This window comes from Embleya scabrispora, assembly GCF_002024165.1.
Classification (GTDB): Bacteria; Actinomycetota; Actinomycetes; order Streptomycetales; family Streptomycetaceae; genus Embleya; species Embleya scabrispora_A.
On the sequence record NZ_MWQN01000004.1, the window covers coordinates 451576 to 478526 of the forward strand.

The window sequence follows — 26951 nt, forward strand, 5'->3', positions numbered from 1 at the left end:
TCGCCGAAGCCGGTGACGAGGCGGTGTGGTGTTTCGACGTCGCACAGCCCTCCGCGGACGGCGAGTACCCGGTCTACTACCACCATCGGGACGAGCCTCGGGCACGCTGCCTCTCGGCCGGCACATGGGACGAACAGGCCGACGCCGTAACAGACTTCCCCTCGTTCGCGGCCTGGTTCGAGGCGATGGCCGCAGCCTTCGTCTCGCCTCGGCCCCCGGCGTGGTTCGACGAGATGGGCACCCCGGTCCTGGTCCGGCTCGCGCGGGACGGGGTCTTCCGCACCGGCGACCGGGACTGACCAGGGCTCGCCATCGTCCCGGTCGCAGAGATCCCTGCGGCTACGCCGTCGTCCCGGTGTCGGGCAGTGGGATCCGCGGGGGTGTCCAGTCGGCGAATTCGAGAATTGCCTTCATCGCCACTGCCGATGGGGTCAGGCGCATCGCGGTGTTGCGCACGGCTACCGCCAGGCGGCCTTCCGCCTTTTGGATGCGGCCCATGCGGTGCGAGGCCTTGGTCACGGCAGCGACTCTGGGGCGGCGGGTGTTGTCGTACGCGGCCAGGGCGCCGGCCTGGTTGTGGTGGGCGTGTAGGGACGCGGCCAGGACGACGGCGTCTTCGATGGCCATGCACGCGCCCTGGCCCAGGTGTGGGGGCATCGCGTGGGCGGCGTCGCCGAGCAGGGCGACGCGGCCTGCCACGTACGTGTCCAAGGGGGTGCCCAGGATGTCGATGTCGTGGTGCAGGACGGCTTCCGGGGCAGTGGCCCGGAGCAGGGCCGGTATCGGGTCGTGCAGGCCGTCGACGCGGCGCCGCACCTCGGCCCATTCGTCGTCGTAGCGCACTCCCGCCTTCGCCTTGGCGACCAGGTGCCAGCACACCCGGCCGTCGCGGATGGGCATGACGCCGATCTCGGCGCCGTCGTGCAGGGTCTGCGCGATGTCGGGGGCGGGCAGGAACGCCTCGGTCGTCACTCCGCGCCAGACGGTCGAGCCGCTGTGGACGGGGGCCGGGGCGTCCGGCCACAGTCGGGCGCGCGTGCGGCTGTTGACGCCGTCGGCGACGACGGCCAGATCGGCGCCGACGGTCGCCGACCCGCCCGCGCCGGTGTAGTGGACGAGCGCCTGTGTCGAGTCCTGCGTGATGTCGGTGACCTCGGCCCCGGTGACGACGCGGTCCGAGGGGAGGGCTCCCCGCAGGATGTCGTGGAGTTCGGCCCTGTGCAGCGAGTAGATCCCGGTGCCGAGCTTGGCCTCCAATGCCGTACCGTCGATCCGGGACAACCACCGGCCGCCGCCGTCGCGCACGCCGGTGGACAGTTGTGGTCGACCGCCGGCCTTGACCGCGGGGCCGAGGCCCAGGCTCTCCAGCGCGCGCATCGCGTTGCTCATCAGGGCGATCCCCGCCCCGACCTCGCCGCCGACCGCCTTGCGTTCGAGGACGGTCACCCGCCAACCGATCCGACGTAGCCCGACGGCGACGGCCAAGCCGCCGATGCCGCCCCCGACGACCACCGCCGACCCGCCGGCCGCGTGGTTGTTCGCGTGGTTGTCCGCCTGTGCGTTCGTTGCGTTGTCCGGCATTGTTCGAGCCCCCTCGCTTCTACTTCTGTAGAAGACCGTATACTACGAATGTAGAAAGCGACATGGGGGTCGGAAGGAGCGGGCGTGCGCGCGGAACACGATCGTCGGACGGTTCTCGCCGACGCGGCGATCGAACTGCTGGCCTCCGGCGGTATGCGGGCGCTCACCCATCGCGGCGTGGATGCCCGGGCCGAACTGCCCGTCGGCACCACCTCGGCGTACTTCCGGACCCGGAAGGCGCTGATCACCAAAGCGGTGCGGCGCCTGGTCGAGTTGGATGCCGAAGACCTGCGGCAGGTCGCACTGGCCGCCGACGGACCGCTGCTCGCCCCGCCGCGGACCGGACTGCTCGGCCCCGCGCACCTGGACCGCCTCGCGGACGCCACCGCGGGGTTCGTCGACCACATGCTCGGGCCCGGACGCGTGCGTACTCTCGCGCGCTACCACTGCATCCTGGAGACCGTCCACGAACCGGAGTTGCGGGAGATCCTTCGGCACGGGGACGCGGCCAGGGCGCAGATGTGCGCACTGCTGACGGCCGCCGGCATACCCCGGGCCCGCGCCGAGGAGCGGGCCCGGCGACATCTGGCCTGCGTGGACGGACTGATCTTCGATCGGCTGACGGCCCTGCCCGGCTCCGTCCCGCCACCCGGGACACCGGAGAGCAGGGACGAGCTGCGGGAGGCCGTTCGGGGACTCCTGGAAATCGCCGTCGCGGGAGGAGAGCCCGCGCTGCCGCGCGGTTGTGCCCCGCGACCCGCACCACAGGCGGGCTGACCCACCCGGGCGCGGTGTTGGTGTGCGCCGGCGGACACCCGGCACGCTCGCTCTCGTTGCGTTCTGTGACCATGTCACTGGTTGGTGACAGCGCTGTCGTGGAACGCCGACGTCGGTTCCCAAGGGGGTCGGCGCCCCGGCATGGTGATCACGCAAGCACCGGGAAGCCCGGCGTCATCGAGGCTTCAACTACGCGATACCAAGGGGTACTTCATGTCCGCCAACCGCCGCCGGACCGTCCTCGCCTCCGCGACCCTCGTCGCCGGCGTCCTGCTGATGACCGCCTGCCAGGACTCGGACTCCGATGCCGCGAAGGGCACTTCGTCCAACGCTCCGGGCGGTCAGGCGCCGGCCGCGCCCAACACGGCGACCCCGGGCGGTAGCCAGGGTGCCAACAGCCAAGGCGGTCAAGGCGGTCAGGGCGGAACCCAGAGCAGCGGCACCCAGGGCGGAGCGAATGCCTCCGGTGGGCAGAGCAGTGGAGGCGGCCAGGGCACGAGCGCCGGCGCCACCTCGGGCGGCGGCGGCAACGGCAAGACCGCCAAGTGCCGGACCGACAACCTGAAGGCCACCGCGATCGACAGCACCATCGGCGGCGACTCCGATGGCAGTGTCGCGGTCACGTTCAAGAACAACGGGCCGGACTGTTCGATGTCCGGCTATGCGGGCGTCGACCTGAAGACCGACGCGGGCGAGGTATCCGCGCAGCGCACCGGTCAGCAGCCGGTCTCGTTCATTCTCGAGAGTGGTAAGTCGGTGTCCTTCGGCATCGACTACCCGCTGGAGACGATGGGCGAGGCCTCCGGTCTGCGCATCACCGGCCTCGTGGTGACCCCGCCGGACGAGACGAAGTCCGTGACCCTGAACTGGCCCGGCGTCGGCAGGCTCCCCGTCAAGAGCGGTGGCGCCCCGATCAAGGTCGGCCCGATCGGCAGCGCCGGCCAGGGCGGCTGACACTCATGCTCCGAGGAAGCTCACGGTTTCCGCCATGTCCGCCCGTCCGGTGCGCAGCCGTGGCACGCCTTCCTTCTCGAATCCCACCGCGACACCGCAGAACAACACGAGCCCGTCGTCGGCTCCGACGATGTGGCCGACGGTCTTGCGATACATCGTCCACATGACCTGGGGGCAGCTGTGCAGCCCTTCCGCCCTCAGCAACAGCATGACCGTCTGCAGGTACATGCCCGCGTCCCCCCACTGCCCGGGGCCCATCGCCCGGTCGAGGTAGCAGAACAGCACGACCGGCGCGCCGAAGGCCTCCGCGTTCACGGCGGCGATCCGTGCGGGCCTGTCGGGGTCGTCGCGCTCGATCCCCAGCGCCGCGTACCGTTGGGCGGCCGCGGCGAAGAAGCGGTCCCGGTACGGCGAGGCGAGTTCGGCCGGGTACATCGGGTACTCCCGCTCGTCACCCGGGTCTCCCGCGCGTGCCCGGGCGGTCGCGCGCCTCTTCAGTTCGGCCAACGGCTCGCCGGTCACGACATACACGTGCCACGGCTGGAGGTTCCCACTCGACGGAGCCCGCGTGGCCGCGGTCAGCACGCGTTCGAGGACATCCCTGGGCACCGGCTCGTCACTGAACGCCCGCACGGCCCGGCGGGTGGCCACGGCTTCGTACACATCCACGTCTTCTCGTCCTCTCACCCGGCGACGACCACGCCTCTACCGTCTCCGGCGCTCGCGACGTGCGGCGGGATCGCCTCCGGCGAGGTGCCGGGCGACGGCATCGACATCGGGGCGGGCATACCACCGTGGTAAGAGGGGGCCGAATCGGGCGCTCTCCCGGGCCCGTTCCTCCGGCGCCGGGGAACGGGCCGGCGCCTCCGTGTGGGAACGGTGGCGCCGGCTCGATCCGGGAGAACTAGGCGGCTCCGGCCGCGGCTTCGCGGGTGTTGTCGGCCGCGTGGCCCGGCGCGTCCGGGCGTTGGTCGTCACGGTTTGGCCCGACAGTACCGCCCGCGCCACGACTGTGGCCGCTGTGTCGGTCAGACGGGATGGTGGTCGGAGACGGCGCCGAGTTCGATGTCGTATTCCAGCAGGGCCTTCATCGCACACAGGGCTGTGGCGAATCCGCCGACGGTGTCGTTCACCCAGCGCACGGCGTCATCCCCCGAGCCCTCGAAACCGGTCTCGGTGACCTCGACGAACGTGGCTTCCTCCGCGCGCGGGGTGAACCGCAACTCGACGGTGGTCGGCTGCCCGTAGTTGCCCCACTCGAACCGGATCAGCCGGGCGTCCTGGACCTCCTTGACCCGGACGTCGGCCGATGCACCGTACGTCTCCCATTCCCAGTGCAACTCGGCGCCCGCAACCATCGGCCCGCTGCTCTTGCTGTACCAGAACCGGGAGGTCACCGCCGGGTCGGCGAAGGCGCGGAACACCTCCTCGGCGGGTTTGCGGACGATCATGCAGGCGTACGCGGCAGGGGCGCGAGAGAGCGCGAGCTCAGGCGTTTCCATACGGATAATCATGCACCACGGGCGCCTTCGGCTACGGGATTCGGACCTACTCGTTCAGGAAGGCCACGGCGTTCGCGCCCGGTTCGGACTCGGTCCGTCATGCCGTGATGTCTCGGGGCCGGCGGGGGCAAGTACGGTGTGCGACTTGGGCGTTCCTTCCGGGGGCCGGGGCGGAGGGGTTGGGACGTCGGCCGTCGTGGGCCCGGCAGACGCCGGTGCGGACCGGGGTCCGCCTCCGACCGCGGCGTCGTGAACATGGTCGCGTTGTGGATCGATGGCAGGCGGGTCGTCCCGACCGACGGCGCCTCCGTCTCCAAGTGGGGGCGATTCGAGGCCACTTCCGGCCGATGCCGCCTCCGCGCCCCGGGGCTCGGCCCCGCGTTCCCATCCCCGACGGAGGGCGGCCGCCGCCGTCCGGTGCTCGCCGTCGCCCGTTCGGGCGACTCGAGGGCGGGTCGTTCGGACGCCGGCGGGCGGATCGGTCACGCTCGGCCCGGACAGGCCCTCGACGGTGCGGGGCGTTCGGACACAGAGAGCAGGGTGAGCGGCGATGTCGCGCAACGGGTCGATGCGAGGGTTCGTCGGGCGGTCGCTGACGATGGGCTCCGCCCTGGTCGTGGCGGCCGCCGGGCAGGCCTGTGCCATCGCTCCCTCGGTTACGGAGCCGGCCTCGGCGCAGGCCGCTGCGGCGGCGGTTCGCCGGTCGAACTCCGACCTGGAGGTGATCCGGATCGATATGGATCGCAGACCAACGGGCGAAAGGGATCCGTCGGCCGTCGTCGACCGGCCGCCGTCCATGGCCTCGATGGTTGTGGGGCGTTGCCCGCTGTCCGGCGCCGGCGCGCATCGGACCCGGTTCGAGTCCGGGCATCGGGGCGGTCGGGTCGCCGTCAGGTGCCGCCCCGTACGGTGACCAGGCCGGATTCGTAGGCGATGACCACCAGTTGGGCGCGATCACGGGCGTGGAGCTTGGTCATGGCCCGGTTGATGTGGGTCTTCGCGGTGGTCGGGCTGATCACCATGCGTGCGGCGATCTCGTCGTTGGACAGTCCCTGGGCGGCCAGGGCGACGGATTCGCGTTCGCGGTTGGTCAGTTCGTCCAGCCCGGTGGCGGCCGCGGGCGGTGGCTGGGTGATGTACCGGTCGATCAGCCGGCGCGTGATGGACGGGGCGAGCAGCGCGTCGCCACGCGCGGCGACGCGTACGGCGTGCAGGAAGTCCTCCGGCACGATGTCCTTGACGAGGAACCCGGCGGCGCCGGCACGCAGCGCGTCCAGGACGTACTCGTCCAGGCCGTAGTTGGTCAGAATCACCACATGCACGCCGGCCAGTGCCGGGTCGGCGGCGATGCGCCGGGTCGCCTCGATGCCGTCGACGACGGGCATCCGGATGTCGAGCACCGCGATGTCGGGCAGCAGTTCCCGGGCCAGGGCCACGCCCTGTTCGCCGTCGGCGGCCTCCGCGACCACCTCGATGTCGTCCTCGGCATCGAGCAGCGCGCGAAATCCGCTGCGCAGCAGCGGCTGGTCGTCGACCAGCAGGACGCGGATCACGAGGCGCGCTCCACCGGGAGTTCCGCCTGGACGGTGAACCCGCCCCCGGCGCGCGGCTCCGCGACCAGGCGTCCGCCGAGCGCGGCGACCCGCTCCCGCATGCCGGTCAGCCCGACGCCCGCGCCGGGACTGCCGCCCGGCGTGGCCGTGCCGTCGTCGTCGACGCGAATCGCCAGCGCGTCCGGCCGGTAGTCGATCCGGACCGTCGCGGACGCGGCGCCGGCGTGCCGGACGACGTTGGTCAAGGACTCCTGGACGATCCGGTACGCGGTACGGTCCACCGGCGCCGGCACGTCCGGCCGCTGCCCGTCGACGGTCAACGTCGCGGCCAGGCCGGACGCGCGCGCCCGGTCCACCAACTCCGGGACGTGGTCCATCCCCAACGGCGGGGCCTTGCCGTCGTCGCGCAGCGCCTCCAATGTCGCCCGCAGGTCCCGGCTCGCCTCCCGGCCGGCCTCCCGGATCACCCGCAGCGCCTCCGGGACGTCCTCGCCGCGCCGTTGCGCCAGGTGTACGGCGACCTCGGCCTGCACCTTGATCACCGAGATCTGGTGGGTGAGCGAGTCGTGCAGCTCGCGGGCGATGTGCAGGCGCTCCTCGTCCGCGCGGCGTCGTGCCGTCTCCTCGCGGGTGCGCTCGGCCTCGTCGGCGCGCCGCTCGGCCTGCCGCAGCGCCTCACCCGCCGCGCCCGCGGCGATCAGCCAGGCGATCTCCAGGGCGCCGCGGGCCCGGGCGTACGCCTCGCCCCCGTCGTGCAGGGACACCAGCGCGGCGAGCGGCAGCACCGCGAGCAGGATCACGGACGCCGTCACCGTGGCCCTGCGGTGGCCCGCCCGCATGGCGGCGTATACCGCGAACAGGTAGGCCACGACCGGCACATCGAAACCGGCCGCCTGATAGCCCAGCGCGCATGCGCCGGTGGCGGCCAGTACCGACACCGGCGCCCTGCGGCCGGCGGCCAGCGTCAGTCCGCCCGCCACCAGCAGTACGTACCCGAGCGGCTCGACGGCGCCGGCGGAGCGCTCCGCGGACAGCCCGGTGACCAGCTGCGCCGCCGCCACCCCGACGGCGACCGCCCCATCCCGGGCAGCGGTGCCCACGGCGAACCGTCCTGACGTCATAGGGCGCACCCTAGCCGGGCGCCCCGGGCGGGTGGGTCCCGCGCACGGACGAGCAGCCGGCTACCACAGGTGCGGTAGTCGCGCGGTTCCTGCCGCGTCCGCGGTAGCCGGGTACCGCGCCGGCGACAGCGCGAAGAGTCCGCGGCAGAGCGACGACCGGCAACCGGTCCGGGCGACATCCTCGGACCAATCTCGTCGCAGCAGAAGGAGCACCCATGTCCGCCCTGTCCATGCTCGCCGCACCGGCCGCCGCGCACGCCTCCGCACCAACGATCGCCGTCGGCGACTTCGGCTCCGGGCGGGTAGGCGCCTCCGTGGCGGCCCTGCTCGGACTGGCCGGCGCGATCGTCGGCGCGCTGGCGCTGGCCCGCGCCACCGGCCGCATCCGCACCCGCTTCGCAGCGGGCATCGGACGCAACGGCGCCTTCGTCGCCCTGGTCGCGGGTACCGTCGGCGCGGCCCTCGGGCTGCTGGTCGTCGTCACGGCCGAAGGCGGCCTCGGGACCGGCAACGGCCTGGGCGGCGGCATCGTCGCGCTGATCGTGGGGGTGATCGCCGTGGTATTCGGCGCGTCGGCCCTGGCCCGCTTCCGGCGCGCGGCGGCCTGACCGGTTCGAACAGCGATGAACCTTGCCAAACGTCGGTCGTCACGACGATCCGACGGCTTCCCGCGCGATGCGGGCGGGGCGGCCCCCGGGCGGCCGGGACCCGTGTGGGCCGCCCGGGCCGTCAAGGTGTGGTGTGGCCCACGGCCTCGGCGTAGAAGGAGCGGTCGACGAGTTTGTCCTCCGGCAGCGCCGGGGCCTCGATGACCTTGCCCTCGATGTACATGCTCTGGACCCGGTCGGTCGTGCCGCCGCGGATCTCCCAGTCGACCACCTGCGCGGGCACGGACTTCAGCAGTTCGGGTTTGCTGCCCAGCGTCGTCGCCAACTCCTCGACGAAGGCCGGGTCCTGCTTGTAGTCGCCGGCGAAGTAGGTGTTCACGGTGCGGATCAGCGCGCGCAGGAACGCGACGCCCGCGTCCCGGTTCTTCTCCAGGAGGTTTTGCCCGTAGAGCATTCCGCCGAGCGGCTCGCCGACCGGCTGGCCCCCCAGGAAGGTGTACTCCGGCTTGCCCTCGAAGTCCTTCCAGACGGGGTCGAGCAGCCATGCGGCGTCGATACCGCCGTTCTTGAACGCCTCGGGCACACCCGCGCCGTCCAGTTGCTGGAAGGAGACCTCGGTGGGCTTCGTCCGGTGGCGGGCGAGCACGCTCTGGATCGGGTACATGATCACCGACGTCTTGCCCACCAGTGTCCCGAAGCGCGCGTTCTTGAGGTCGACGGCGTCGCCGGTCCTGCCGTTCTTGACCCGGGCCCAGACTCCGGTCCTGGACTCGGGCGCCGCCGAGTAGTTGCCGGCGACCCACTTGATGTCGAAGCCCTGCTTGACCGCGTTGACCATGCCGGCCTCGGGCGCCGAATACAGCACGTCCACCTGGCCCTTGGCGAGCAGCGTGATCGCGTCGGTGGCCGGCATCTGCTTGAGCTCGACGTCCAGGCCCTCCTTGGCGAACTCGCCCTTGGCGATCGCGGTGCGCAGCGGGCCGAGGTATTCGGCCGACAACGATCCCGCGGTCACGGTGAGTTTCGCCTTCTGCGCGAGCGGCTTGGCGGCGGGCGAACCCGCCGCGCAGCGCGCGGGCTTGCGGGTCGGGGACAGGTCGGCCGGGTCGGTCCACGCCTTCTCGCAGCCCGCGACCGCCTCGATCGCACGTTTGGGCTGCGGGGTCTTGGGCCGGTCCGAGCCGGAGTCGGCGGAGCCGCCGCAGGCGGCGAGCAGCGCGGTGCACGCCAACAGTGCGGTGGTGGTGAGGAATCCACGTCTCGCCATGATGCGCCTTTCGGGGTCGGTGCGCCCGGTGGTGATCGGGCCGACCGGGCGCGAGCCGGCCCGGCCGAGGTGGTGACGTCGGGTCAGGACTGCCCGGGACCGCGGTCGCGCGGTGCCCACGGGGTGCACAGTCGGCCCACCCGGCGGATCAGCTCGGAGAACAGCACGCCGACGACGGCGACCACGATGATCCCGACGAACATCGCGCGGTTGTCGAAGAGTTGCCGCGAATTGAAGATCACGTAGCCCAGGCCCTTGTTGTCGGGCGAGGCGATTCCCTCGGAGGCGATGATGACCAGGACCGCGACGCCCGCCGAGATCCGCAGGCCCACCATCACCTGCGGCAGCGAAGCGGGCAGCAGCACGTGCCGGAACATCTGCCAGGGGCCGGCGCCGAAGACCGCTCCGGCCTCGCGGTAGCCGTCGGGTACGGCGATGACGGCGGCCATCGTGGCGATCCATACGAAGAAGAACACCGTCACCGCGACGAGCGCGATGTGCGGCGACTCGCCGAGGCCGAACATGGTCATGAAGATCGGGAGGAGCGCGAGCTTGGGCACCACGTACAGGGCGTCCAGGGTGGGTTCGAGCGCGGCCCGGATCAGGGCGTTGGTACCCATCAGGAGGCCGACGACGAATCCGCCGAGGGCGCCGATCGCGTAGCCGGGCAGGACCCGGGCGAGGGTGGCCCATACGTCCGGCCACAGCTTGCCGTCGGTGGCGTCGGACCAACCGTCCGCGACGATGGTCGAGGGCGCGGGGTAGAGCCGGTCGTCGATCCACCCCTGTTTCGCGGCGAGTTGCCACCACAGCAGGAGCAGCACGGGCACGACGACGGCCAGAGCGACCTCCAGGAGTCGGCGCCGCGTCCGCGCCCGGCCGGGGTCACGCTCTGCGGCACCCGGCTCGCGGACCAGCACTCGGATCGGCGCGGCGTCCTTCACGGTGACCGTCACGGTGCGACCTCCTCCTTGCCCATGTCCTGATCCTGGTTCCGCGCGCCGACCTGTTTCGGGTCCCGGTCCGTGTGCGGGTCCGTTTCCCGTCCCGGGCCGGTCGCCTGCTCGACCTCTCCGCGCAGCAGTTCCCACAGTTCGGCCTGCATCGCGGCGAACTCCGTTGACCTGCGAACCTCTCCGGTACGGGGGCGGGCGAACGGCGGTACCCGCTCGGCGATCAGTCGACCCGGGCGCGCGGACATCACCAGGACACGATCGCCGAGGACCAGCGCCTCCTCGAGGCTGTGCGTGACGAACAGGACGGTGCGCTTGTCGGCCTGGCAGATCTCCAGGAGTTCGTCCTGCAGGATCGTCCGCAGTTGCGCGTCCAACGCCGCGAACGGCTCGTCCATGAGCAGGATTTCCGGCTCGACCGCGAGGGCCCGCGCGATCGACACGCGCTGCTGCATACCGCCGGACAGGGCCGCGGGGTACCGGTCGGCGAAGTCCGCGAGTCCGAGTCGGTCGAGCCAGTCGCGGGCTCGGGCGTTCGCCTCCTTGCGGGGTACCCGACGCAGGTCCAGGCCGAACCGGACGTTCGCCAACACCGTCTTCCAGGGGCTGATGCCGTAGTTCTGGAACACCATCGCGGCGGGGTTCGCGGTCGCCGCCGTCACCTCGACCCGGCCGGCGGTCGGCTTGACCAGGCCGGCCACGATCCGCAGGAAGGTGGACTTGCCGCACCCGGACGGGCCGACGACGCAGCAGAACTCTCCGGACGCGACCTCCAGTTCGAGGGGGCCGAGCGCGTGCACGCGACTCGCGCCGCGACCGAACCGGCGCTCGACCCCGGCAGCTCGGATCCCGCCGGCCTGCGCGGCCGACTCGGGCGGTTCCTGGCCCACGTGTCTCACCCCTGAAGTCCGTACGATCCGTCGTTCCTTGCAACCAGTGCCATACGCGCCCGAGTTCGAGCACACCCGGTACCCCACCGGAGTCGATCATTCCGCTCGACCGGCGTGACGATATGACGATGCGTCAGATTTCACAATCGATAGGGTCGACAAGATGACTTTGATCTTGAAGCGCACCACCCGAAACCCGAGCACCGCACGCGACCGAACCCCACAAGTCAGGACCCCGTGGCGACCGCACGCACGCGGCCCACACAGAAGCGAGCAACAGCAACCCGGCCGGTGCGAGATGCGGCTGCCGGTCCCTCGACACGGGTGCACTCCTTGAGCACTGTCCCGGAGCCCGACCGAGGTTTGCCCTGTTGTTGCGGGCGGCCGGTGCGGGGTCCGTCCGAGTCGCGATGGGCCGCCGCCGCGTTCAGGGCTCCAAGACTCCGGCCTCTCGGCGAGGCGGGCGCGTCGCTCGGCGAAAACCGGCCGGCAACGGGGGCGGGGAGGATGCTCGGGTTCCGTCCTCCGAGGAGCCTTCCCACCCGGAAAGCTTGCCCGTCCCGCCGGAATCCGAGTCCTGGAGCCCTGAACGCGGCGACGGCCGGCCCGGGCCCGTCAGGTTGGTTGGGGGCGGGTCCGGGCCGGGGGGTGGTGGGGATCAGGGGGTGGTTGGGGGTGGAGTTGTGTGCCGGCTCGTGGAATCGTTCCGGGTGGGCTTGTCGGGGGTGAGGGCGTTGTCCGTGGGGGTTATCGACGTCGGCTGGGGCTTGCCGGGGGTCGGGGTCATTCCGTTCGAGTAGACGATGTCGATCAGCAGGATCCGGTCGTTGCCCGCCGTGCCGTCCTTGTCCGTGGACGTGGTGAGCCAGATGTCCCCGTCGGGGTCGACCTCCACGGTGCGCAGTCGGTCGTACGTCCCCTCGAAGTACGTCTTTTGCTCGACCAGGTCGGAGTTGGCGTCGATGCGCAGCCGGTAGACGCGCTGGCCCCGGGTCGTGGCCACGAACACGTGGTCGTTGATGATGGTCAGGCCGCTCGGCGAGGCGGACGACACCGGCCAGGTCTTCTTCGGTGCGATGTACCCGGCGCAACTGCCCTCGGTGCCCTGGCAGTTGGGCCAGCCGTAATTGCCGCCCCGCTGGATCAGGTTGACCTCGTCCATGATGTTGTCGCCGAACTCCGCCTGCCAGAGTCGGCCCTGGGAGTCGAAGTCCAGGCCCTGCGGGTTGCGGTGCCCGATGGACCAGACCGCGTTGCCGAACGGGTTGTCCGACGGGATCGAGCCGTCCGGGTTGATGCGCAGGATCTTGCCGTTGAGGGAGTTCTTGTCCTGCGCCCGGGAGTCGTTCTGGGCGTCGCCCATGCCGGCGTACAGCTTGCCGTCGGGGCCGAAGCGCAGCCGTCCGCCGTTGTGGTAGCGACTCTTGGCCATGCCGTCCAGCAGCACCTTGTAGCCGCTGAGCGCGTTGTTCTCCAGCTTCATCCGGGCGATGCGGTTGCCGTCGGACGAGGTGTGCAGGAAGTACACGTAGTGGTCGGTGGCGAAGTTCGGGGAGACCTCCACGCCCATCAGACCGCCCTCGCCGCCGGTGGTCTGCGAGTTGGGCACCTTGCCGAGTTTCGTCTTCTGGCCGGATTTGGTCAGTCGGTAGACGTCGAAGGTGTTCCGCTCGGTGTAGATCCCGGAGCCGTCCGGCAGGAACGCCACGCCCCAGGCCACATCCACACCACTGGCCAGGGTCTTCACCGTGCCCGGGTCGGGGACGCCGCCCGCCTGGGAGCCGGCGGTGGTGACGCTGATCTCCGCGCCGAACGCCGACCGGTTGCCCTTGGCGTCGAAGGCCCGCACCTTGAACCGGTACGCCGTGGCCGCCTTCAGGCCGGCGACGGTCGTGGACGCGGTCTCCGAGGTGCCGGCGGCGGCGCCGTCACGGTAGATGTCATATCCCGTGACCTGCACGTTGTCGGTGGACGGGGTCCAGGCCAGGTCGACGCTCGTCGCGGTCTTGCCGGTGGCGCGCAGCCCCTGCGGCACACTCGGCGCCTCGCCGTCGGGCGGCGCGGGCAGCGTGGCGATGGTGACCGCGTTGCTGGCGTCGGAGACGTTCGGGACGGCGTCGCGCGCGAATACGGTCCAGTCGTACCCGGTCCCGGGCGTCAGGCCGGTCACCGTGGTGGCCAGTGTGGAGCCGTCGACCTGCTTCATGAGTTGGCCGTGCTGGTAGACGTCGTACCCGGTGACCTTCACGTTGTCACCGGCCGCGTCCCAGGCGAGGGACACGGAGGTGGTGGTCGGCTCCTTGTCCTTGCGCAGGTTCTTCGGGGCCGTCGGCTTCTCGGTGTCGGTCGGGCCCTGCGGAGTGACGATCAGGCTGTCGAGGTTGGGGCCGTCCACGCCCGAGGTGGTGACGCGGATCCTGTTGGTGCCGGCGGCCAGTGGCGTCGTGACGGAGGCCGTCTTCCAGGTCGTCCAGGCGCCGGTGCCGGGGAAGGAGAGATCGTTGGCGGCCTGGGTACCGTTGACGGTGACGTCCAGCGGGCGGTCGACGGACGTGCCGTTGGCGTAGCGGAAGTCGAGCTTCGTGGCGCCCGGTTGCTCCGCCTGGACGGTGAACTCGACGTACGCGTCGGAGACCGCGTCGAAGTTCACGAAGCCGGTGCCGGTGTGGCCGGCGTGGTTGGACTCCACCTTGCCCTTGACGACCTGGGCGGCCTCGGCCTCGTACGTGGCGGCGGCGCGAGGAAGCGGAGCGGAGTGGGCGGCGGGCATCGCCACGCAGAGCGAGGCGGTGGTGGCCGCGGCCACCAGGGCGCCGAACGCCCTGGACGGCCGGGGTTTGCTGCGTCTCACGGTGTCCTCCAGCGAAGAGGGGCCGAGCGCGGGGGCGGCTCGGCGGCTCGTGGGGCTCGTGGTGCTCCCCGGCGGGGCCGCTGCGAGCGTCTTCGTGGTAGGCGATTTCCGGCAACGGTCGTTCGCGCGGGGGAAGTCGGCGCTGGACCCTGGATAGTTAGGAAACTTTCCTAACTGGTGATGGAGCACGCTAGAGCCCGGTGGGGCACCTGTCAACGGGTCACGCGCCACGAACCGCGGCCCGTCGGGCAAGGCCGGTGCAGCGCAGACCCGAGGCGTCGGGTCGGGCCCGCGCCGCGTGGTCGGCGGTACCGACCCGGTCGTGATCGGGCCTCCGTGGCGGCATGCAACCCTGGTTCGGTGAACGACGCCCTTATCGCCGCCCTGCACCGCGCGACCGGCCACCAACAGCGGTTCGAAGCCCGCTTCGCGGCCTATTTCGACACCCTGACCGATCCGGCGAGCGGCGCCCTGGACCTGCCGCCACACGGCGCGTTTCCCCGCCAGGCTCTCGACCTGGTACGCGAGTTGTCGCTGCGCGGCGGCAAACGCCTTCGGGTCGCGCTGCTGCACGAGGCGGCCGCCCTGGTCACGCACGAGTCGGTGCCCGGGCTCGACGATGCCGCCGTGAGCATCGAACTCCTGCACACCCACGGCCTGATCCACGACGACATCATCGACGACGCACCCGTACGCCGAGGCGGCCCATCCACCTACTACGCCTACCGCGACCGATTCCCCGACCGGCCCGACGTCGCCCTCGCCCTGGCCGTCCTCGCCGGTGACCTGGCCGCGTTCCTGTCCATGCGCGTCCTGCTCGCCGCCGACCTGCCACCCGCCCGCATCCCGGCCATGGCCGCCGTCCCCGCCGAGGCCGGGGCCGCCATGATCAACGGGCAAATCCTGGACCTGGAACGCGACTTCCATCCCGCCGCCGGCATCGGGTTCCTGCACACCGTCACCGAGTACAAGTCGACCCGCTACTCGGTGCTCGCCCCGCTGCGGCTGGGCCTGCTCGCCGCCGGCGCCGACATCGCTTTGTACGAGGGCGAACTGCGCGCCTACGCCACCGCGGTGGGCATCGCCAACCAGATCCACGACGACTGGCTCGACCTCTTCGGCGACTCGGCAGCCCTCGGCAAACCGCTCGGATCCGACATCCGTACCGGGCGACGCAGCTACGTCGTCCGGGCCCTGCTGGCGGCGGCGGACGACGCCGAACGCAAGGTGCTGGACGCGGTCCTGGGAGATCCGGCCTGCGACGACGACGCCCTCGACCGGATCCGCCGGATCGCACGCGCTCACGGCATCGACAGCAGCCTGCGAGCCGACGCCGAGCACCACGCGCGCCAAGCGGCGGCGCAGGCCGGCACGTGGGGTCACCGATGGCGGCCGGACGCCGTGGCGTTCTTCGAACACCTGCCGGCCTGGTCCGTCATGCGCGATCGGTAGAAACCACCCCACCCCACCCCACCCCGCCCGCCGACCGGGCGGCTCGACCCCTCGTCGGCGGCGGGTGCGGCGAAAGCGGTCATCCGTCGGCCGACATCGATTCGAACGCGCCGATGAGTTCGTCGAACTCCGCCCGCACCAAGGGCACGTGGGCATCGGCGCCCGGCAGCACCCAGAACCTGTCCTCCCGGATCGCCGCGGCGACCTGTTCGCCGGCCTCCGCGGCGCTCATCGCCCCCGCCTGCGACCTGCGCATCGCGTCGAGCACGTCCCGGGCGGACGGAGTCGCGCGCCCGTCGTCGGGCGCCTCGTCGTCGGCGTCCGTAGCGGGGCGGCCGTCGACCCGGTCGAGCATCTCGGACCGCACCTTGCCCGGACACAGCAGCGACACCCCGACCGCGGTTCCGGCGAGTTCGGCGCGAAGTCCCTTGGTGAGGCCGACGATCGCGTGTTTCGTTGCGCCGTAGGGTCCGGTCATCGCGCCGCCGATCAAGCCGCCCATCGACGCGGTGTTCACGATGTGCCCGCCCTCCGGCTGCGCGAGCATCAGCGGAACGAACGTGCGCACGCCGTGCACGACGCCCCACAGATTGACGTCCACGACCCACCGCCAGTCGGCGAGTTCGGTCTCCCACTGCCTGTTCAGCGTCCACACCCCGGCGTTGTTGCAGACGACGTCGATCCGTCCGAAGCCGGCCAGTGCGGCATCCGCGAGGGCCCGGACGGCAGCCGCGTCCCGCGTGCGATGCCGTAGCCGATCCCACCGGCCGCCCCGGTGACCACTCCGACCCGTCCCGCAAGTTCCCGCATCCCGCTTCCCGCTTCCTTCCCGTCCGGACGACCCTCTCCCCCAGTCTTTCGGCCTTGTCGAATTCGGTGTCCGGTGACCGGTCACGGGAGGGCGTCGACGGGGCCTCCGGCGATGGAGTCGCGGCACGCCAGGCACCCGCTGTCGGGGCAGCGGGTGATGCCCTGGTCGGCGACGATGGCCGCGGTCGCGGCGGCGAGCGTCTCCCGCGCGGGGTAGGCACGCCACCGCGAGGCGCCGACGGCCACGCTGCGCGCGTAGGGGTGCAGGGTCGGTTCCAGCCGTGGGAATCCCTCGGAGCAGGATCCGACCTCGAACATGGTCACCCGGCCGTCGGCGCCCCGGGCCCAGCGCCGGAACAGGGTTCGTCCCGACCGCTGTTCGGCCAGATGAAGCGCCGTCATACGATTGAGTCCCACCCCGACCAGGAGGATCAGCCCCTCGTGGGCGGCCAGTTCGCGGATCGGACCGTACACGTCGGTGGGGCTCTGCGCCGAGATCAGTGTGTCCGCCAGGGGGCCGAGCGCGGCGAACGAATTGAGCGGATGCGTACCGCGCACGACTTCGGGGCGGCGGATCAAGGCCGCCGGCAGCACCCCCAGGCCCGGGCCGATGAGCCCGCAGTCGACGGTGTACGCGGCACTTTCCGGGAGGGGCGCCGTGGCGTCGGGGAGCGTGGCGTAGTCGATGCCATTGCGCGCGGGGCGCAAGGCGGCGGGGGCGGCCAGCTCGAAGTGGCGTTCGGTGAAACTCGGCACCAGGACCGTGCGGCCGCTCGCCAGCAGCGCGTCCAGCAGGGCGTCCGCGCCACCGACGACGGGTGCTCCGAAGGAGCGCAGCGAGGCGTGCAGCATGACCGGACGATCCGGCGGTAGCAGTTCGTCGGTCGCCTTGCCGAGATGTTCGGCCGGGATCATCGTGAACCTCCTCGAATGGGAACAGCGATGGGTCAACAGGTCGACAGATCAACGGGTCGGCCGCCGGCCGTCAGGCAAGGTGGCGGGCGTCGACGATCCGGCCGTGCCGGAGTTCGTCCAGTGCCTCCCGGGTCGCCCGCGTCTGGGGGTGGTCCTCGCCCAGGACCCGGCGGCGGCGGTCCAGAACGTCCTCGTAGCCGGCCTCCGCCTCCGCCGCGCGGCCCCGGCGGGCCGCGATCCAGGCGAGCTCGTGGCGGGTGAGCATCGTGCCGGGATCGTCCTCACCGAGGATCCGCACGCGCAGGTCGAGGAGTTCGCGGTAGCGGGCCTCGGCCGCCTCCCACTCGCCCTGCCGGGCGACGATCCAGGCGAGTTCGTGACGCGTGGCCATGGTCTGCGGGTGTTCGGGACCGAGCACCCGCAGACGGTCCGCGAGGACGGCCCCGAAGGCTTCGCGGGCCTCGCCGAGCCGGTCGTCCTGGTTGGCGATCGCCCAGGCGAGCTCGTGCCGTGTGGTGAGGACGCGGGGATCGTCCCGGTCCAGGACGCGGACGCCGTCGCGGAGGACGAGCCGATACCCCTCCTCCGCCTCGGCCCATGCCTCCCGGCAGCCGGCGATCCAGGCCAGTTCGTGGCGGCTGTCGAAAACATCCGGGTGCTCGGCACCGAACTCCCGCAGTCGGATGCGGAGCACGTCCCGGTACAGGACTTCCGCCTCGGCCAGGTCGCCCCGGTCCGCGATCGCCCAGGCCAACTGGTGCCGTACCCGCAGCACCGCGGGATGCGCGTCGCCCAGGGTGGCGCCGTGGGCCAGTGCGCGCTCGCACAGGACACTCCCCGGCCGGCCGGCGCCGCTGCGGTTGAAGGCCTTGGCCATCCGGGCCGTGGTCTCCATGAGCCGGACGAGGTGTGCTCGGTCCACCCGTCCGGCCGTGGTCTCCAGCAGACTCAGCAGGTGGGGGCCGAGCCGCAGGTGTTCCGGCCAGGCCGCCGGCCGGTCGTAGGGCAGGCGGTCCACATCGGCGGCGAGAAGGGCGATCGCGGTGTGCCGGATCCGCTCCGAGTACGGGTCCGGCCCGTCCAGGCCGCCCCGGCCGGCCGCGGCGATCACGGGATGCACGGCGATATCACCCTCGGAGCCGCCCCGGATCAGGCCGACCTCCCGCAGCCCGCGCAGCGCTTCGTCCAGGCGCCGGCTCCCGGGGGCGGCGTCGCCCTGGGCGGCGAACAGACCGTCCAGGAGGTCGGTGTCGAGCAGGCCGGCCGGGATCGTGGTGGAGGCATAGCAGCCGGCCAGGTGCAGCACCGGCCGCGCCTGGGGGATTCCCCGCTGCGCCAGTCCGGACAGGGAGAGTTCCAGGACCCGGGCCGTCGGTACTCCGGTGGACACTGCGGCAGGACGTCCGTCCGGGTGGGGATCGGCCGCTCCACCGAGCGTTTGCGCGTAGGCGGCGAACGTGCCCCCTCGGGCGGCCTGCGAACGCAGGTGACGTCCCGCCAGATGCAGCCTCAGCGGGTGCCCCTCCAGGCGGCGTGCCAACGCCCGCGCCTGCTCCTCGTCGCCCGCCGCCGGTGCCAGTTCGCGCAGTATCCGGGCGGCGTCACTCTCCTCCAGCCCGCCGACGGTCACCAGGCGGGCCGCCCGCCACATCCGCGGATCGCTCTCCCGGGTGGTGACCAGCGCCGCACCGTGCGAAGACGAACGCACCCAGCCCGACGCGTCCTGGATGCCGGCGGGCGAGTTTCCGACGGCCAACGCTCGGGGGTCGTCGGCCTCGTCGAACACGACCAGCCACCCGGGAGTTGCGTCGTCGAGCAGCCGCCAGAAGCGATCGGCGGCATCCGCCGCGCCCCGGGCGATCGCCCGCAGGTCGTGCGGAGCTCCGCCCAACCGCCGTGCCACCACCGTCAGATCGCGCGACATCGTGACCGGATCGACGGCCGAGATCCACCACGCCCGATCCCCCCGGGCCCGGACGCGCTCGGCCAGGGCCTCGGCCACGGACGTCTTGCCCGCACCGCCGGGTCCGGTCAGCACCGTGGGCCGCTGCCGGAATCCGCGCGTCCACGCCAGCAAGTCCTCGACCAGCGCGTGGCGACCGTGGAATCCGGCCGGCCCCCCGGGATCACGCTTCCCGGCCCTGTCCTTGAGTCGCCGCAGCCGGGCCTCCAAGCCCTCGTCGGTGATGTGCTCCTCGACGATGTCACCGATGGAGTTCAGCCGTTCCCGCAGGAACTCGGCCACGCTGTGCTCGTCATCGCGGGTCACTGCTCTTCCTCCTCTCCCTTGGGCGAACCGGTTGTCGGGGTCTCCCATCGCAGGCGCAGCAGCTTCCTGCTCTGATGGGCGATCTGCCGGACGTTGTTGGGCGTTTTGCGAAGGATCTCGGCGATCTCCGTCGGCGGATAGCCCTCGGCGATCAAGTGCATCACCTGCCGCTGCGCCGGGGACAGACCTTCGAGGACGTTCGAGACGAACTGCCGGTCCTCCAAGGCCGTCAACGCCGATTCGTCGGCCTGCGACACCGGCTCGACGTCGTCCAGCGGGATGGTCTGCGCGCGGCGCCGCTCGTTCTTGCACCGGTTCTTCGCCGTCTTCATCGCGTAGGCCCGCGGATGACGCACGTAGTCGGGGTCCGACTCCGGGAGGTTCCAGCGTTCGAAGAGCTTTGCCATCGCGTGCGCGACCCACTCCTCCGCATCGGCTCGACAGGCCCCCTCCATGAGCATCAACGCCTGCACGAGCCGCCGGTATTCGGTGCGGAAGAAGTCGTCGAAGCCGCCCGGACAGCGCAGTTCCCGAGCCGCACCGGCCTTGTCCGCAACGAGATCTTCCCGCTCATCGCACACCCGGTCCCTCCCCGAGCAGCCGCCCATCCCGGCCCCGCGCTCGCACCGAACCCCCCGGCGCACGACCCTGTTCCGCGACCACCGCCGCCGAGAGCAGAGCGTCGCCGGCCACCGAAACGGGACCACCGTCACCCGGATCCACTCGGTCACCCCCTCACGTCGCCGATTTCATCGATCGACCATAAGAGCGCCGGACGGCCCGATACGTTAAACATCCTGATCACACACTGTGCGGTGGTCGACTCGCAGGTGTGGCCGATCGATCCTCGGCCGGTTTGGCCCCGGTCGTGGACGGACGTGTTCCGGTCGTCGGGACGGTTCGCCGTGTGGGTCGGGATCCGTTCGTAGCCTTGCGGCCTTCCGTCCCATGGGGGACGGGGAAACCGGAGGCACACATGGGCGACGAGACGCATCACCATGTCATCGTCGGAGGGAGCGCGGCCGGCATCTCCGCCGCTGTCGCACTGCGCCGGCACGGCTTCGCCGGGAACGTCACGGTCGTCGAGGCGGGGGGCGAACTCCCTTATGAGCGACCGCCGTTGTCGAAGGCGTTGGCGGGCGGCGAACACGCCTTCCTGCATGCGATCCTGCCCCGGCAGGCGTACGCCGAGCAACGCATCACCCTGCTGTCGGCCACCCGCGTCCTGGCCTTGGACCCCGACCGGCGCGCCGTCGAACTCGACGACGGGCGGACGCTGTACGCCGATCGGGTTCTGCTGGCCACCGGCGTGTTGCCGCGCACCCTGCCGGTGCCCGGCGCGGAACTGCCCGGCGTAGTGACCCTGCGGGACGTGCGCGACGCCCGGGCGCTCGCTGCCCGGTTGCGCGCGGGCGGGCCGGTGGTCGTGGTGGGCGGCGGCTTCATCGGCCTGGAGGTCGCGGCGGTCGCGCGCGGGGTCGGCCTGGACGTCACCGTGGTCGAGACGGGCGCCCGGCCGCTGGCGGGCCCGCTCGGTCCGGAGTTGGCCGCCCGGGTGACCACGCTGCACGAGCGGGCCGGGGTACGGCTGCGGACCGGGGCGTCGGTGAGCGCGTTCATCGGCCGAACCCACGTCACCGGGGTCCGCCTGACCGGCGGGCAGGTGCTGCCCGCCGCGACGGTCGTGGTCGGCATCGGGGTGCGACCCGACACCGCACTTGCCGAAGCCGCCGGGGTGTTGTGCGAGGACGGCATCGTCGTCGATCGGCACTGCCACACCAGCGTGCCGTGGATTCTCGCCGCGGGCGACGCCACGAACCAGTCGCATCCGCACCTGCCGGCCCGTGGCCGGATCGAGCACTGGGACAACGCCGTTCGGCAGGGCGCGGTCGCCGGCGCCGTGCTCGCGGGTGTCCCGGAGAGCCACACCGCGCTGCCCTACTTCTACTCCGAGCAGTACGGCCGGACCCTACAGATGTACGGACGCGCCGCCGCCGGCGACGAGTTCGTCCTGCGCGCCGAGGCCGCGGACCCGGTGGACCCGACGGATCCGGCCGGCGGCTTCCTCGGCTTCTGGACCCGCGCGGGCGTCCTGGTCGCCGCCGCCGGCCTGGACCGTCCTCGCGAACTGCGCGCGGCACGCGCGCTCATCGAGCGTCGTGTGCCGGTGGCCGCCGCCGCGCTGGCCTCCCCCGCCACCGACCTGCGGGCACTGGCCCAACCCGCCGCGAAGGCATCGTGACCGGCGCCCCACGGACCCGCGGCTCGCCCGCGTCGCGAACCGCCTGACGGCACACACGACGCGTCGACCGGCGTGCCGCTTCGGCACGCCGGTCGACGCGTTCGGGAGTCACCCGCGACGGGTCACCCGGCCGGCGCCGCGGAAGAGGTGTGCCGGCGCGGGATACCGGTCGTGCTGATGTCGATCACGGCTCCCGTCGTGGTCGCCGACTCCCGCGCGGCGAGCAGCACGTACGCTCCGACGCCGTCCTCGGCGCGCACCGCCACGCCGAGCGCGGACCGCTCGGTCACGATGCGGTCGATGGGCACCTCCCGCGCGATCGTGGTATCCGCCAATCCCATCGCCTTCGGCCCGCTCAGACCGGTCGCCATCGGGCCGGGGGCGACCGCGTTCACCCGGATGTCCGGAGCGAGTTCGTAGGCAAGCTGCCGGACCAGGCCCAGCCCCGCGTGCTTGGCCGCCGTGTACACCGGGCCACCCCCGGGGCCCGGGTAGAACGAGGCGTTGGACAGAGTGAGCACGATGCTGCCGCGTGACCTGCGCAGCAGCGGTACCGCGGCTTTGGCGCCCAAGAGATAGCCCTTGACGTTGACCGCGAACAATTCGTCGAAGCCGGCCGCCAGGATCTCGGCGGGCGTGTCGGTCAACGACCGGGCGAAGTCCCACAGTCCGGCGTTGCCGACGAAGGTGTCCAAGCCGCCGAACGCCTCCTCGGCGCACGCACACGCGCGCACGTGATCCTCGTAGCGGGTCACGTCGCCGACCACGGTACGGACCGAATCGCCCCATTCGGCGGCGAGTTCGGCCAGTCGTTCGGCGGACCGATCCAGCACGACCACCCGCGCGCCCTCGGCGACGAAGCGTACGACGACGGCCCGACCGACACCGGACCCGCCGCCGGTGACCAGGACCGACGAACCCTCAAGCCACCCCACGGCCGGCCCCTTCCGGGTCCCGGCCGATGCGCACGTACACGTCCGTGCCGTCGACCCGTACCTCGTGTGTGGCCAGCGGCCGAAACGCCGGTGCGGCGAGCGCCGCACCGGTGCGCAGGCAGAACTTCGCCAGGTGCAGCGGACATTCCACCGCGCCGTCCTCCACCCAGCCGTCCGCGAGGGAGAAGTCCTCGTGGGTGCAGGTGTCGTCGACGCAGAACAGCTCGCCCCCGGAGCGGAACACCGACACCGGTGGGGTGGTGTCCAGCCGCACGGCCTGGTCCTCGGGGAACTCGTCGACCCGACCGGCTCGGATCCACGGCTCCCGGTTGTATTCGCTCATAGGAAGAGTCCGCTCACAGGAAGATGCTGATGCTCGGGGCCAGAAGCGTGGTGGTGTCCAGCACGATCCGGCGTCGGGCGATGTGGAATCCCGGCTCCTGCGGGATGCGGCGCAGCAGGTCGGTGCGTTCGCCGAAGAAGGTGTCGTGGTGGCGTTCCGCTCGACTGCGCAGGACGTGGAAGTTGACCCGGACCTCGAACTCGCCGGATTCCAGCCGGATCGGTCGGATGTTGGTGATCAGCCGGCGGGTTCTCGAGGGGGGTTCCTCGGACCACGAGCGGCCGGAGGCCAATCGGCGTACGCGGCCGGCCAGGAAGGCCTTGTCGTCGTCGATGAAGGCCGCGCCGTCCGGGCCGGCGATTTCCAGGTCGCGTTCGCGGACGGTTCGGGTGGTCCGGGTCGGCAGCCAGTAGTGGATGTCGTCGTCGAAGAGTTCCAGCCAGTCCTCGAACTTTTGGTCGTCCAGGAGTTCGGCCTCCAGGTAGAGGAAGCGCTCGATGTCGTAGCGGGTCGCGAGGTCGACGTCGGTGCGTCGTTGTGGTGGTGGGGCAGCGAAGTTGCTCATGCGCGGTGTGCCTCCTGTTCCCCCTGCTGTCGGGCCTCGTCTCGGTCGGTGATTTCCGGCCAGCTCAGTCCGGACATCAGGTCGGCCCAGCGCCGGTACATGCCGCGGGCGGCCATCTCGGTGTACATGTCGTCGGTGACCCCGCCGGGCATGCCGTCGGTGCCGTGCCGTTCGTGGCCCAGGCCCATCCGCGCGTTGAAGGTGGTCTTGCGGGCCTGGTGGCCGCGCAGCACCTGCTGGATCTCGGTCCAGTTCTCGCCGTCGTCGGTCTCGAAGACGCCGGCGGCGCTGAAGGTGCGGATGGTGCTGGTGCGGACCGCCTGTTTGGCCCGCTCGTCGGCGTCCTTGGGCAGGTAGGTCCAGGACCACACCTCGATTTGGCCGGGGCCGCGCGGGTGCCAGACGCGCATGGTGTTGTTGATGGTCAGCCAGGAGAAGTTGGGGAAGACGGTGTTGTGTCCGTTGACGGCGAGCGCGCGCTGTTCGCCGATGCGGCGGTAGATCTGTTCGCGGTTGGCCACGACCCAGGCGTCGAAGTCGGGTCCGGCCTGGGTGGGTACCAGGTCGGGGCGCAGCGCGAAACCCGACCCGTGGCCGTTGCCGGCGTACTGGCGGCCCGGTGCGGCGGCGCTCTGTGCCTGGAACTCGGCGAGGATGGCGGGGTCTTCGATCAGGGCCACCAGTGCGGAGGCGTGCGAGGACGGCACGTGGTACATGTCGCTCGCGAACTGCTCGGCGGCGAACTTCCAGTTGCAGTCGATGACCCATTTCGTGGCGCCGGGTACCAGGGTCAGGCCCGCGTCGTAGCGGTCGGCGAGGGCGTCGAAGTACCAGACCATGTCGCCGAGGTAGTCCTCGAAGGAGGGTGCGCTCTCGTCCCAGGTGCCGAAGATGAAGCCCTTGTGGTTGTGCAGGCGCGGCACCCGCGTCGGGCCCCACTTGGCCTTGTCGATGTCGTCGTGGTAGGCGCGGTCCTGCATCGGTACGTTGACCAGTTCGCCGGCCAGGTTGTAGCCCCAGCCGTGGTAGGTGCAGGTGAAGGCGCGGGCGACGCCCTCGTCGGCGCGGCAGATGCGCATGCCCCGATGCCGGCACTGGTTCAGGAACGCCTTGACGGAGCCGTCGCGTTGGCGGACCACCAGGACCGGGTCCTCGGCCATGTAGGTCTGCACGAAGCTGCCCGGCTTGGGGAGTTGGGTGTCGTGCGCGAGGAAGAGCCAACTGCGGGCGAAGACCCGTTCCAGTTCGGCCTGGTAGATCTCGGGGTCGGTGTAGATGCTGGGGTTGATCAGCCCTTGGTCGGGCTGGACCAGCTCGGAGACGTCGAACATGAGGCTCTTTCTCGGTTCAGTCGGTCGCGGGGCCGGGCACGACGGTGAAGCGGTGCCCCCAGTTGCTGGGCGACTCGTAGTGGCCGACGGTCCAGTCCCGGTCGTCGATGACCCGGCCGTTGTAGCCGTATTCGATGTCGAAGCCGGAGGGGGTGCGGACGTAGAAGGAGGTCATCCGGTCGTTGCTGTGTTCGCCGATGGACAGCGGGATGGGCAACTCCCTTTCCTGGACCGCGTCCAGGGCGCGGCCGACGGCTTCCAGGGTGGTGACTTCGAGCATCAGGTGGCCCAGGCCCGAAACGGGTGCGCCCGGGAGCGCGGCGAAGGCGATCGAGTGGTGGCGGGGGTTGCAGTGCAGGAAGTGTGCGGACCGCGGGCCGAACGCGATCGTGTCGGAGAGCCGGAAGCCGAGGTGGTCGGTGTAGAAGGCGGCGGCCCCGGCGGCGTCTTCGGCCAGCAGGAAGGTGTGGCCGATGCCGATCTCGCCGGCCTCGGTTTCGCCGGCGACGAAGGTGACGCCGCGCGGTGAGGTGAAGCCGGACGTGTCGACGGTCGGGCCCCAGTACGCCTCGATGGTGTTGCCGGTCGTGTCGCGGAACACGATCAGGGCGCGGACGCGGCGGCGTTCGGCCAACCCCGGGTCCTCGTGCACCTCGATCCCGCGCGAGCGCAGCGTGTCGGCGAGGGCTTCCAGCCGGTCGGCCGACCGGACTTCCAGGCCGAGGGCGACGAGCGACTGCGGGCCGGCGGGCTCGCCGGCCTCGATCGCCAGCCGCCAGGAACGGCTGTCGGTCTTGAACAGGAGGGTGTCCGGGTCGGCCGAGCGGGCGGCCTGCAATCCGAGGATCTCGGGCCCGAAGTGCCGCCACGCCTCCAGAGGGCCGCGTACGACGACGTAGCCCAGGGCGCTCACGATGCTCATGGTCTGGTCCTGCTCCCTTGTTCGGTGGACGGGCGTCCGGTTCGGACCGGACACGCCCTAGACGGCGTCGGCGAGGAACGCTCGGGTCATCGCCTGGAATCGTTCGGCCTGTTCGATCTGCGCCCAGTGGCCGCAGTGCGGCAGCAGGTACAGGCGGGCACGGGGGATGCGGCGGGCGAACCACTCGCTGCCCTCGGGCGGGACGACGACGTCCTCGCGGCCGTGCACCAACAGCACCTCGTTGGTGATCCGCTTCAGCGCGATCTCGGGCAGCCCCGGACCGGCGCCGGGTGCCATGGTGAACGTCTGTCGATGCGAGCGCTCCACCTCCGGACGGACGGCCATCGCCAGACGCTCCTCGGCGATGGCGCCGAGCCGGTCCCCGAACAACGTGGGGTCGTACAGCATGAACGAGATCAACTCGGCCATCGACCGTGCGGTGGGGTCGTCGTAGAAGGTGATCAGCCGCATCATCGCGGGCGACGGCGTGGTGGCGGTGCCCGCGCCGGCGGCACCCATCAGCACGGCCCTGCCGAATCGCTGCGGAGCGCGGACCAGCAGGTGCAGCGCGAGGGCGCCGCCCAGCGAGTTGCCGACGAGGTGGACCCGTTCCAGGCCCAGTTCGTCGAGCAGGCCCAGGCAGGCCGCCACGTTCTGGCGAAGGCGGGAGCCGGGCGGGGTGTGCTCGGGGTGGCTGGAGTCGCCCCACCCGACCTGGTCCACGACCAGGCAGTCGTAGGTGTCGGACAACGCCGCGACGGTGCCGGCGAAGTTGGACATGCCGGTCGCGCCGGGACCCGAGCCGTGCAGGAAGAGGATGGTCTCCGCGTTGCCTCGGCCGGCGCGGTGGACTCGGAGGGTGTACTCCCCCACCCTCACATCGGAGGTGACGACCGTATCGCTCATGTGTTCGGCTCCCGTTCGAGTGAGTCGCCTCGAGATCGTGTGTCGCGTGGACGTCCCGGCGCGCGGCGCACGAGCCCGGTTCTCCGGTGCGGGCGCGGCGATCGGGTGATCGCATCCACGTCCTGTGAGTCTCGGTCGCGCGATCCGAATCGCGGCCGGATCGTTCCGGTGGCCGGGACGCGCGCCTGCGGCGCGGGCGTATCG

At 71.4% G+C, this 26951-nt stretch carries 25 protein-coding genes; 6 read left to right on the forward strand and 19 right to left on the reverse strand.

Annotation, left to right across the window (positions count from 1 at the left end):
- Positions 1-23: 23 nt before the first annotated feature.
- A complete protein-coding gene (locus B4N89_RS42500; RefSeq protein WP_078981968.1) occupies positions 24-299 on the forward strand; it encodes a hypothetical protein in 276 nt (91 codons plus the stop codon).
- Positions 300-339: 40 nt separating this feature from the next.
- On the opposite strand, the gene B4N89_RS42505 is transcribed toward B4N89_RS42500, so the two are convergent.
- Positions 340-1581 carry an FAD-dependent monooxygenase gene (locus B4N89_RS42505; protein WP_078981969.1) on the reverse strand — a complete coding sequence of 414 codons (1242 nt, stop codon included), beginning with the start codon at positions 1579-1581 and terminating at the stop codon, positions 340-342.
- 84 nt (positions 1582-1665) lie between these two features.
- On the opposite strand from B4N89_RS42505, the gene B4N89_RS42510 reads away from it, so the two are divergent.
- The gene (locus tag B4N89_RS42510; protein ID WP_078981970.1) at positions 1666-2358 is read left to right on the forward strand and encodes a TetR/AcrR family transcriptional regulator; all 693 of its coding nucleotides are present in this window, start codon (positions 1666-1668) and stop codon (positions 2356-2358) included.
- 213 nt (positions 2359-2571) lie between these two features.
- Positions 2572-3312, forward strand: a complete 741-nt coding sequence (locus tag B4N89_RS42515) for a DUF4232 domain-containing protein (RefSeq protein WP_078981971.1) — start codon at positions 2572-2574, stop codon at positions 3310-3312.
- Between the two features lie 3 nt (positions 3313-3315).
- Here the strand turns inward: B4N89_RS42515 and B4N89_RS42520 are convergent, their stop codons facing one another.
- From B4N89_RS42520 to B4N89_RS42540, 4 genes are all read right to left on the reverse strand, one after another.
- A complete protein-coding gene (locus B4N89_RS42520; RefSeq protein WP_078981972.1) occupies positions 3316-3981 on the reverse strand; it encodes a nitroreductase in 666 nt (221 codons plus the stop codon).
- Between the two features lie 359 nt (positions 3982-4340).
- Complete coding sequence (locus B4N89_RS42525; RefSeq protein WP_078981973.1) at positions 4341-4814, reverse strand: SRPBCC family protein; 474 nt, start codon at positions 4812-4814, stop codon at positions 4341-4343.
- Positions 4815-5704: 890 nt separating this feature from the next.
- The gene (locus tag B4N89_RS42535) at positions 5705-6367 is read right to left on the reverse strand and encodes a response regulator (protein WP_078981975.1); all 663 of its coding nucleotides are present in this window, start codon (positions 6365-6367) and stop codon (positions 5705-5707) included.
- Positions 6364-7488 carry a sensor histidine kinase gene (locus B4N89_RS42540; RefSeq protein WP_078981976.1) on the reverse strand — a complete coding sequence of 375 codons (1125 nt, stop codon included), beginning with the start codon at positions 7486-7488 and terminating at the stop codon, positions 6364-6366. Before B4N89_RS42540 ends, B4N89_RS42535 begins: the two co-directional genes overlap by 4 nt.
- Positions 7489-7703: 215 nt before the next feature.
- On the opposite strand from B4N89_RS42540, the gene B4N89_RS42545 reads away from it, so the two are divergent.
- A complete protein-coding gene (locus B4N89_RS42545; RefSeq protein WP_078981977.1) occupies positions 7704-8096 on the forward strand; it encodes a DUF6223 family protein in 393 nt (130 codons plus the stop codon).
- A gap of 121 nt (positions 8097-8217) precedes the next feature.
- Here B4N89_RS42545 and B4N89_RS42550 read toward each other — a convergent pair whose 3' ends face one another.
- The 4 genes from B4N89_RS42550 to B4N89_RS42565 all read right to left on the reverse strand — a co-directional run bounded on the left by B4N89_RS42550 (position 8218) and on the right by B4N89_RS42565 (position 13976).
- Positions 8218-9363 (reverse strand): ABC transporter substrate-binding protein, encoded by a 1146-nt coding sequence (locus B4N89_RS42550; protein ID WP_078982385.1) that lies wholly within the window; start codon positions 9361-9363, stop codon positions 8218-8220.
- A gap of 83 nt (positions 9364-9446) precedes the next feature.
- Complete coding sequence (locus B4N89_RS42555; RefSeq protein ID WP_201261160.1) at positions 9447-10319, reverse strand: ABC transporter permease; 873 nt, start codon at positions 10317-10319, stop codon at positions 9447-9449.
- The gene (locus B4N89_RS42560; protein ID WP_414646485.1) at positions 10316-11164 is read right to left on the reverse strand and encodes an ABC transporter ATP-binding protein; all 849 of its coding nucleotides are present in this window, start codon (positions 11162-11164) and stop codon (positions 10316-10318) included. The genes B4N89_RS42555 and B4N89_RS42560 overlap by 4 nt, the downstream gene beginning before the upstream one ends.
- A 700-nt stretch (positions 11165-11864) precedes the next feature.
- A complete protein-coding gene (locus tag B4N89_RS42565) occupies positions 11865-13976 on the reverse strand; it encodes a PQQ-dependent sugar dehydrogenase (protein ID WP_235619357.1) in 2112 nt (703 codons plus the stop codon).
- A gap of 441 nt (positions 13977-14417) precedes the next feature.
- Here B4N89_RS42565 and B4N89_RS42575 point away from each other — a divergent pair, with 441 nt between their 5' ends.
- A complete protein-coding gene (locus B4N89_RS42575) occupies positions 14418-15509 on the forward strand; it encodes a polyprenyl synthetase family protein (protein WP_235619313.1) in 1092 nt (363 codons plus the stop codon).
- Positions 15510-15588: 79 nt separating this feature from the next.
- Here the strand turns inward: B4N89_RS42575 and B4N89_RS42580 are convergent, their stop codons facing one another.
- The 4 genes from B4N89_RS42580 to B4N89_RS42595 form a co-directional block, all read right to left on the reverse strand.
- Complete coding sequence (locus tag B4N89_RS42580) at positions 15589-16455, reverse strand: SDR family NAD(P)-dependent oxidoreductase (protein WP_321170759.1); 867 nt, start codon at positions 16453-16455, stop codon at positions 15589-15591.
- The gene (locus B4N89_RS42585; RefSeq protein WP_078981982.1) at positions 16401-17234 is read right to left on the reverse strand and encodes an AAC(3) family N-acetyltransferase; all 834 of its coding nucleotides are present in this window, start codon (positions 17232-17234) and stop codon (positions 16401-16403) included. Before B4N89_RS42585 ends, B4N89_RS42580 begins: the two co-directional genes overlap by 55 nt.
- A gap of 70 nt (positions 17235-17304) precedes the next feature.
- Positions 17305-19503, reverse strand: coding sequence for a tetratricopeptide repeat protein (locus B4N89_RS42590; protein WP_078981983.1), 2199 nt, complete (start codon positions 19501-19503; stop codon positions 17305-17307).
- Positions 19500-20111: a sigma-70 family RNA polymerase sigma factor gene (locus tag B4N89_RS42595; protein WP_078981984.1), complete on the reverse strand. Its 612-nt coding sequence runs from the start codon at positions 20109-20111 to the stop codon at positions 19500-19502. Before B4N89_RS42595 ends, B4N89_RS42590 begins: the two co-directional genes overlap by 4 nt.
- A gap of 368 nt (positions 20112-20479) precedes the next feature.
- On the opposite strand from B4N89_RS42595, the gene B4N89_RS42600 reads away from it, so the two are divergent.
- Positions 20480-21745, forward strand: a complete 1266-nt coding sequence (locus B4N89_RS42600; RefSeq protein WP_078981985.1) for an NAD(P)/FAD-dependent oxidoreductase — start codon at positions 20480-20482, stop codon at positions 21743-21745.
- A gap of 122 nt (positions 21746-21867) precedes the next feature.
- Here B4N89_RS42600 and hcaB read toward each other — a convergent pair whose 3' ends face one another.
- The 6 genes from hcaB to B4N89_RS42630 are packed head-to-tail and all read right to left on the reverse strand — an operon-like array spanning position 21868 to position 26747.
- The gene (gene hcaB, locus B4N89_RS42605; RefSeq protein WP_078981986.1) at positions 21868-22680 is read right to left on the reverse strand and encodes a 3-(cis-5,6-dihydroxycyclohexa-1,3-dien-1-yl)propanoate dehydrogenase; all 813 of its coding nucleotides are present in this window, start codon (positions 22678-22680) and stop codon (positions 21868-21870) included.
- A complete protein-coding gene (locus tag B4N89_RS42610) occupies positions 22667-23023 on the reverse strand; it encodes a bifunctional 3-phenylpropionate/cinnamic acid dioxygenase ferredoxin subunit (RefSeq protein WP_078981987.1) in 357 nt (118 codons plus the stop codon). The genes hcaB and B4N89_RS42610 overlap by 14 nt, the downstream gene beginning before the upstream one ends.
- Positions 23024-23036: 13 nt before the next feature.
- Entirely contained in the window at positions 23037-23588 is a 552-nt protein-coding gene (locus tag B4N89_RS42615) for an aromatic-ring-hydroxylating dioxygenase subunit beta (protein WP_078981988.1), read from the reverse strand.
- The gene (locus tag B4N89_RS42620) at positions 23585-24919 is read right to left on the reverse strand and encodes an aromatic ring-hydroxylating dioxygenase subunit alpha (RefSeq protein ID WP_078981989.1); all 1335 of its coding nucleotides are present in this window, start codon (positions 24917-24919) and stop codon (positions 23585-23587) included. The genes B4N89_RS42615 and B4N89_RS42620 overlap by 4 nt, the downstream gene beginning before the upstream one ends.
- 16 nt (positions 24920-24935) lie before the next feature.
- Positions 24936-25841: a VOC family protein gene (locus tag B4N89_RS42625; RefSeq protein WP_078981990.1), complete on the reverse strand. Its 906-nt coding sequence runs from the start codon at positions 25839-25841 to the stop codon at positions 24936-24938.
- Between the two features lie 57 nt (positions 25842-25898).
- Entirely contained in the window at positions 25899-26747 is an 849-nt protein-coding gene (locus B4N89_RS42630; RefSeq protein ID WP_078981991.1) for an alpha/beta fold hydrolase, read from the reverse strand.
- Positions 26748-26951: the final 204 nt, after the last annotated feature.

Coding starts and splice junctions, on each gene's coding strand:
- B4N89_RS42565 (WP_235619357.1), bottom strand. CDS start 13,976: ATGCCCGCCGCCCACTCCGCTCCGCTTCCTCGCGCCGCCGCCACGTAC.
- B4N89_RS42525 (WP_078981973.1), bottom strand. CDS start 4,814: ATGGAAACGCCTGAGCTCGCGCTCTCTCGCGCCCCTGCCGCGTACGCC.
- B4N89_RS42630 (WP_078981991.1), bottom strand. CDS start 26,747: ATGAGCGATACGGTCGTCACCTCCGATGTGAGGGTGGGGGAGTACACC.
- B4N89_RS42600 (WP_078981985.1), top strand. CDS start 20,480: ATGGGCGACGAGACGCATCACCATGTCATCGTCGGAGGGAGCGCGGCC.
- B4N89_RS42620 (WP_078981989.1), bottom strand. CDS start 24,919: ATGTTCGACGTCTCCGAGCTGGTCCAGCCCGACCAAGGGCTGATCAAC.
- B4N89_RS42545 (WP_078981977.1), top strand. CDS start 7,704: ATGTCCGCCCTGTCCATGCTCGCCGCACCGGCCGCCGCGCACGCCTCC.
- B4N89_RS42515 (WP_078981971.1), top strand. CDS start 2,572: ATGTCCGCCAACCGCCGCCGGACCGTCCTCGCCTCCGCGACCCTCGTC.
- B4N89_RS42585 (WP_078981982.1), bottom strand. CDS start 17,234: ATGATCCCGGCCGAACATCTCGGCAAGGCGACCGACGAACTGCTACCG.
- B4N89_RS42595 (WP_078981984.1), bottom strand. CDS start 20,111: ATGGGCGGCTGCTCGGGGAGGGACCGGGTGTGCGATGAGCGGGAAGAT.
- B4N89_RS42550 (WP_078982385.1), bottom strand. CDS start 9,363: ATGGCGAGACGTGGATTCCTCACCACCACCGCACTGTTGGCGTGCACC.
- B4N89_RS42610 (WP_078981987.1), bottom strand. CDS start 23,023: ATGAGCGAATACAACCGGGAGCCGTGGATCCGAGCCGGTCGGGTCGAC.
- B4N89_RS42615 (WP_078981988.1), bottom strand. CDS start 23,588: ATGAGCAACTTCGCTGCCCCACCACCACAACGACGCACCGACGTCGAC.
- B4N89_RS42625 (WP_078981990.1), bottom strand. CDS start 25,841: ATGAGCATCGTGAGCGCCCTGGGCTACGTCGTCGTACGCGGCCCTCTG.
- B4N89_RS42540 (WP_078981976.1), bottom strand. CDS start 7,488: ATGACGTCAGGACGGTTCGCCGTGGGCACCGCTGCCCGGGATGGGGCG.
- B4N89_RS42505 (WP_078981969.1), bottom strand. CDS start 1,581: ATGCCGGACAACGCAACGAACGCACAGGCGGACAACCACGCGAACAAC.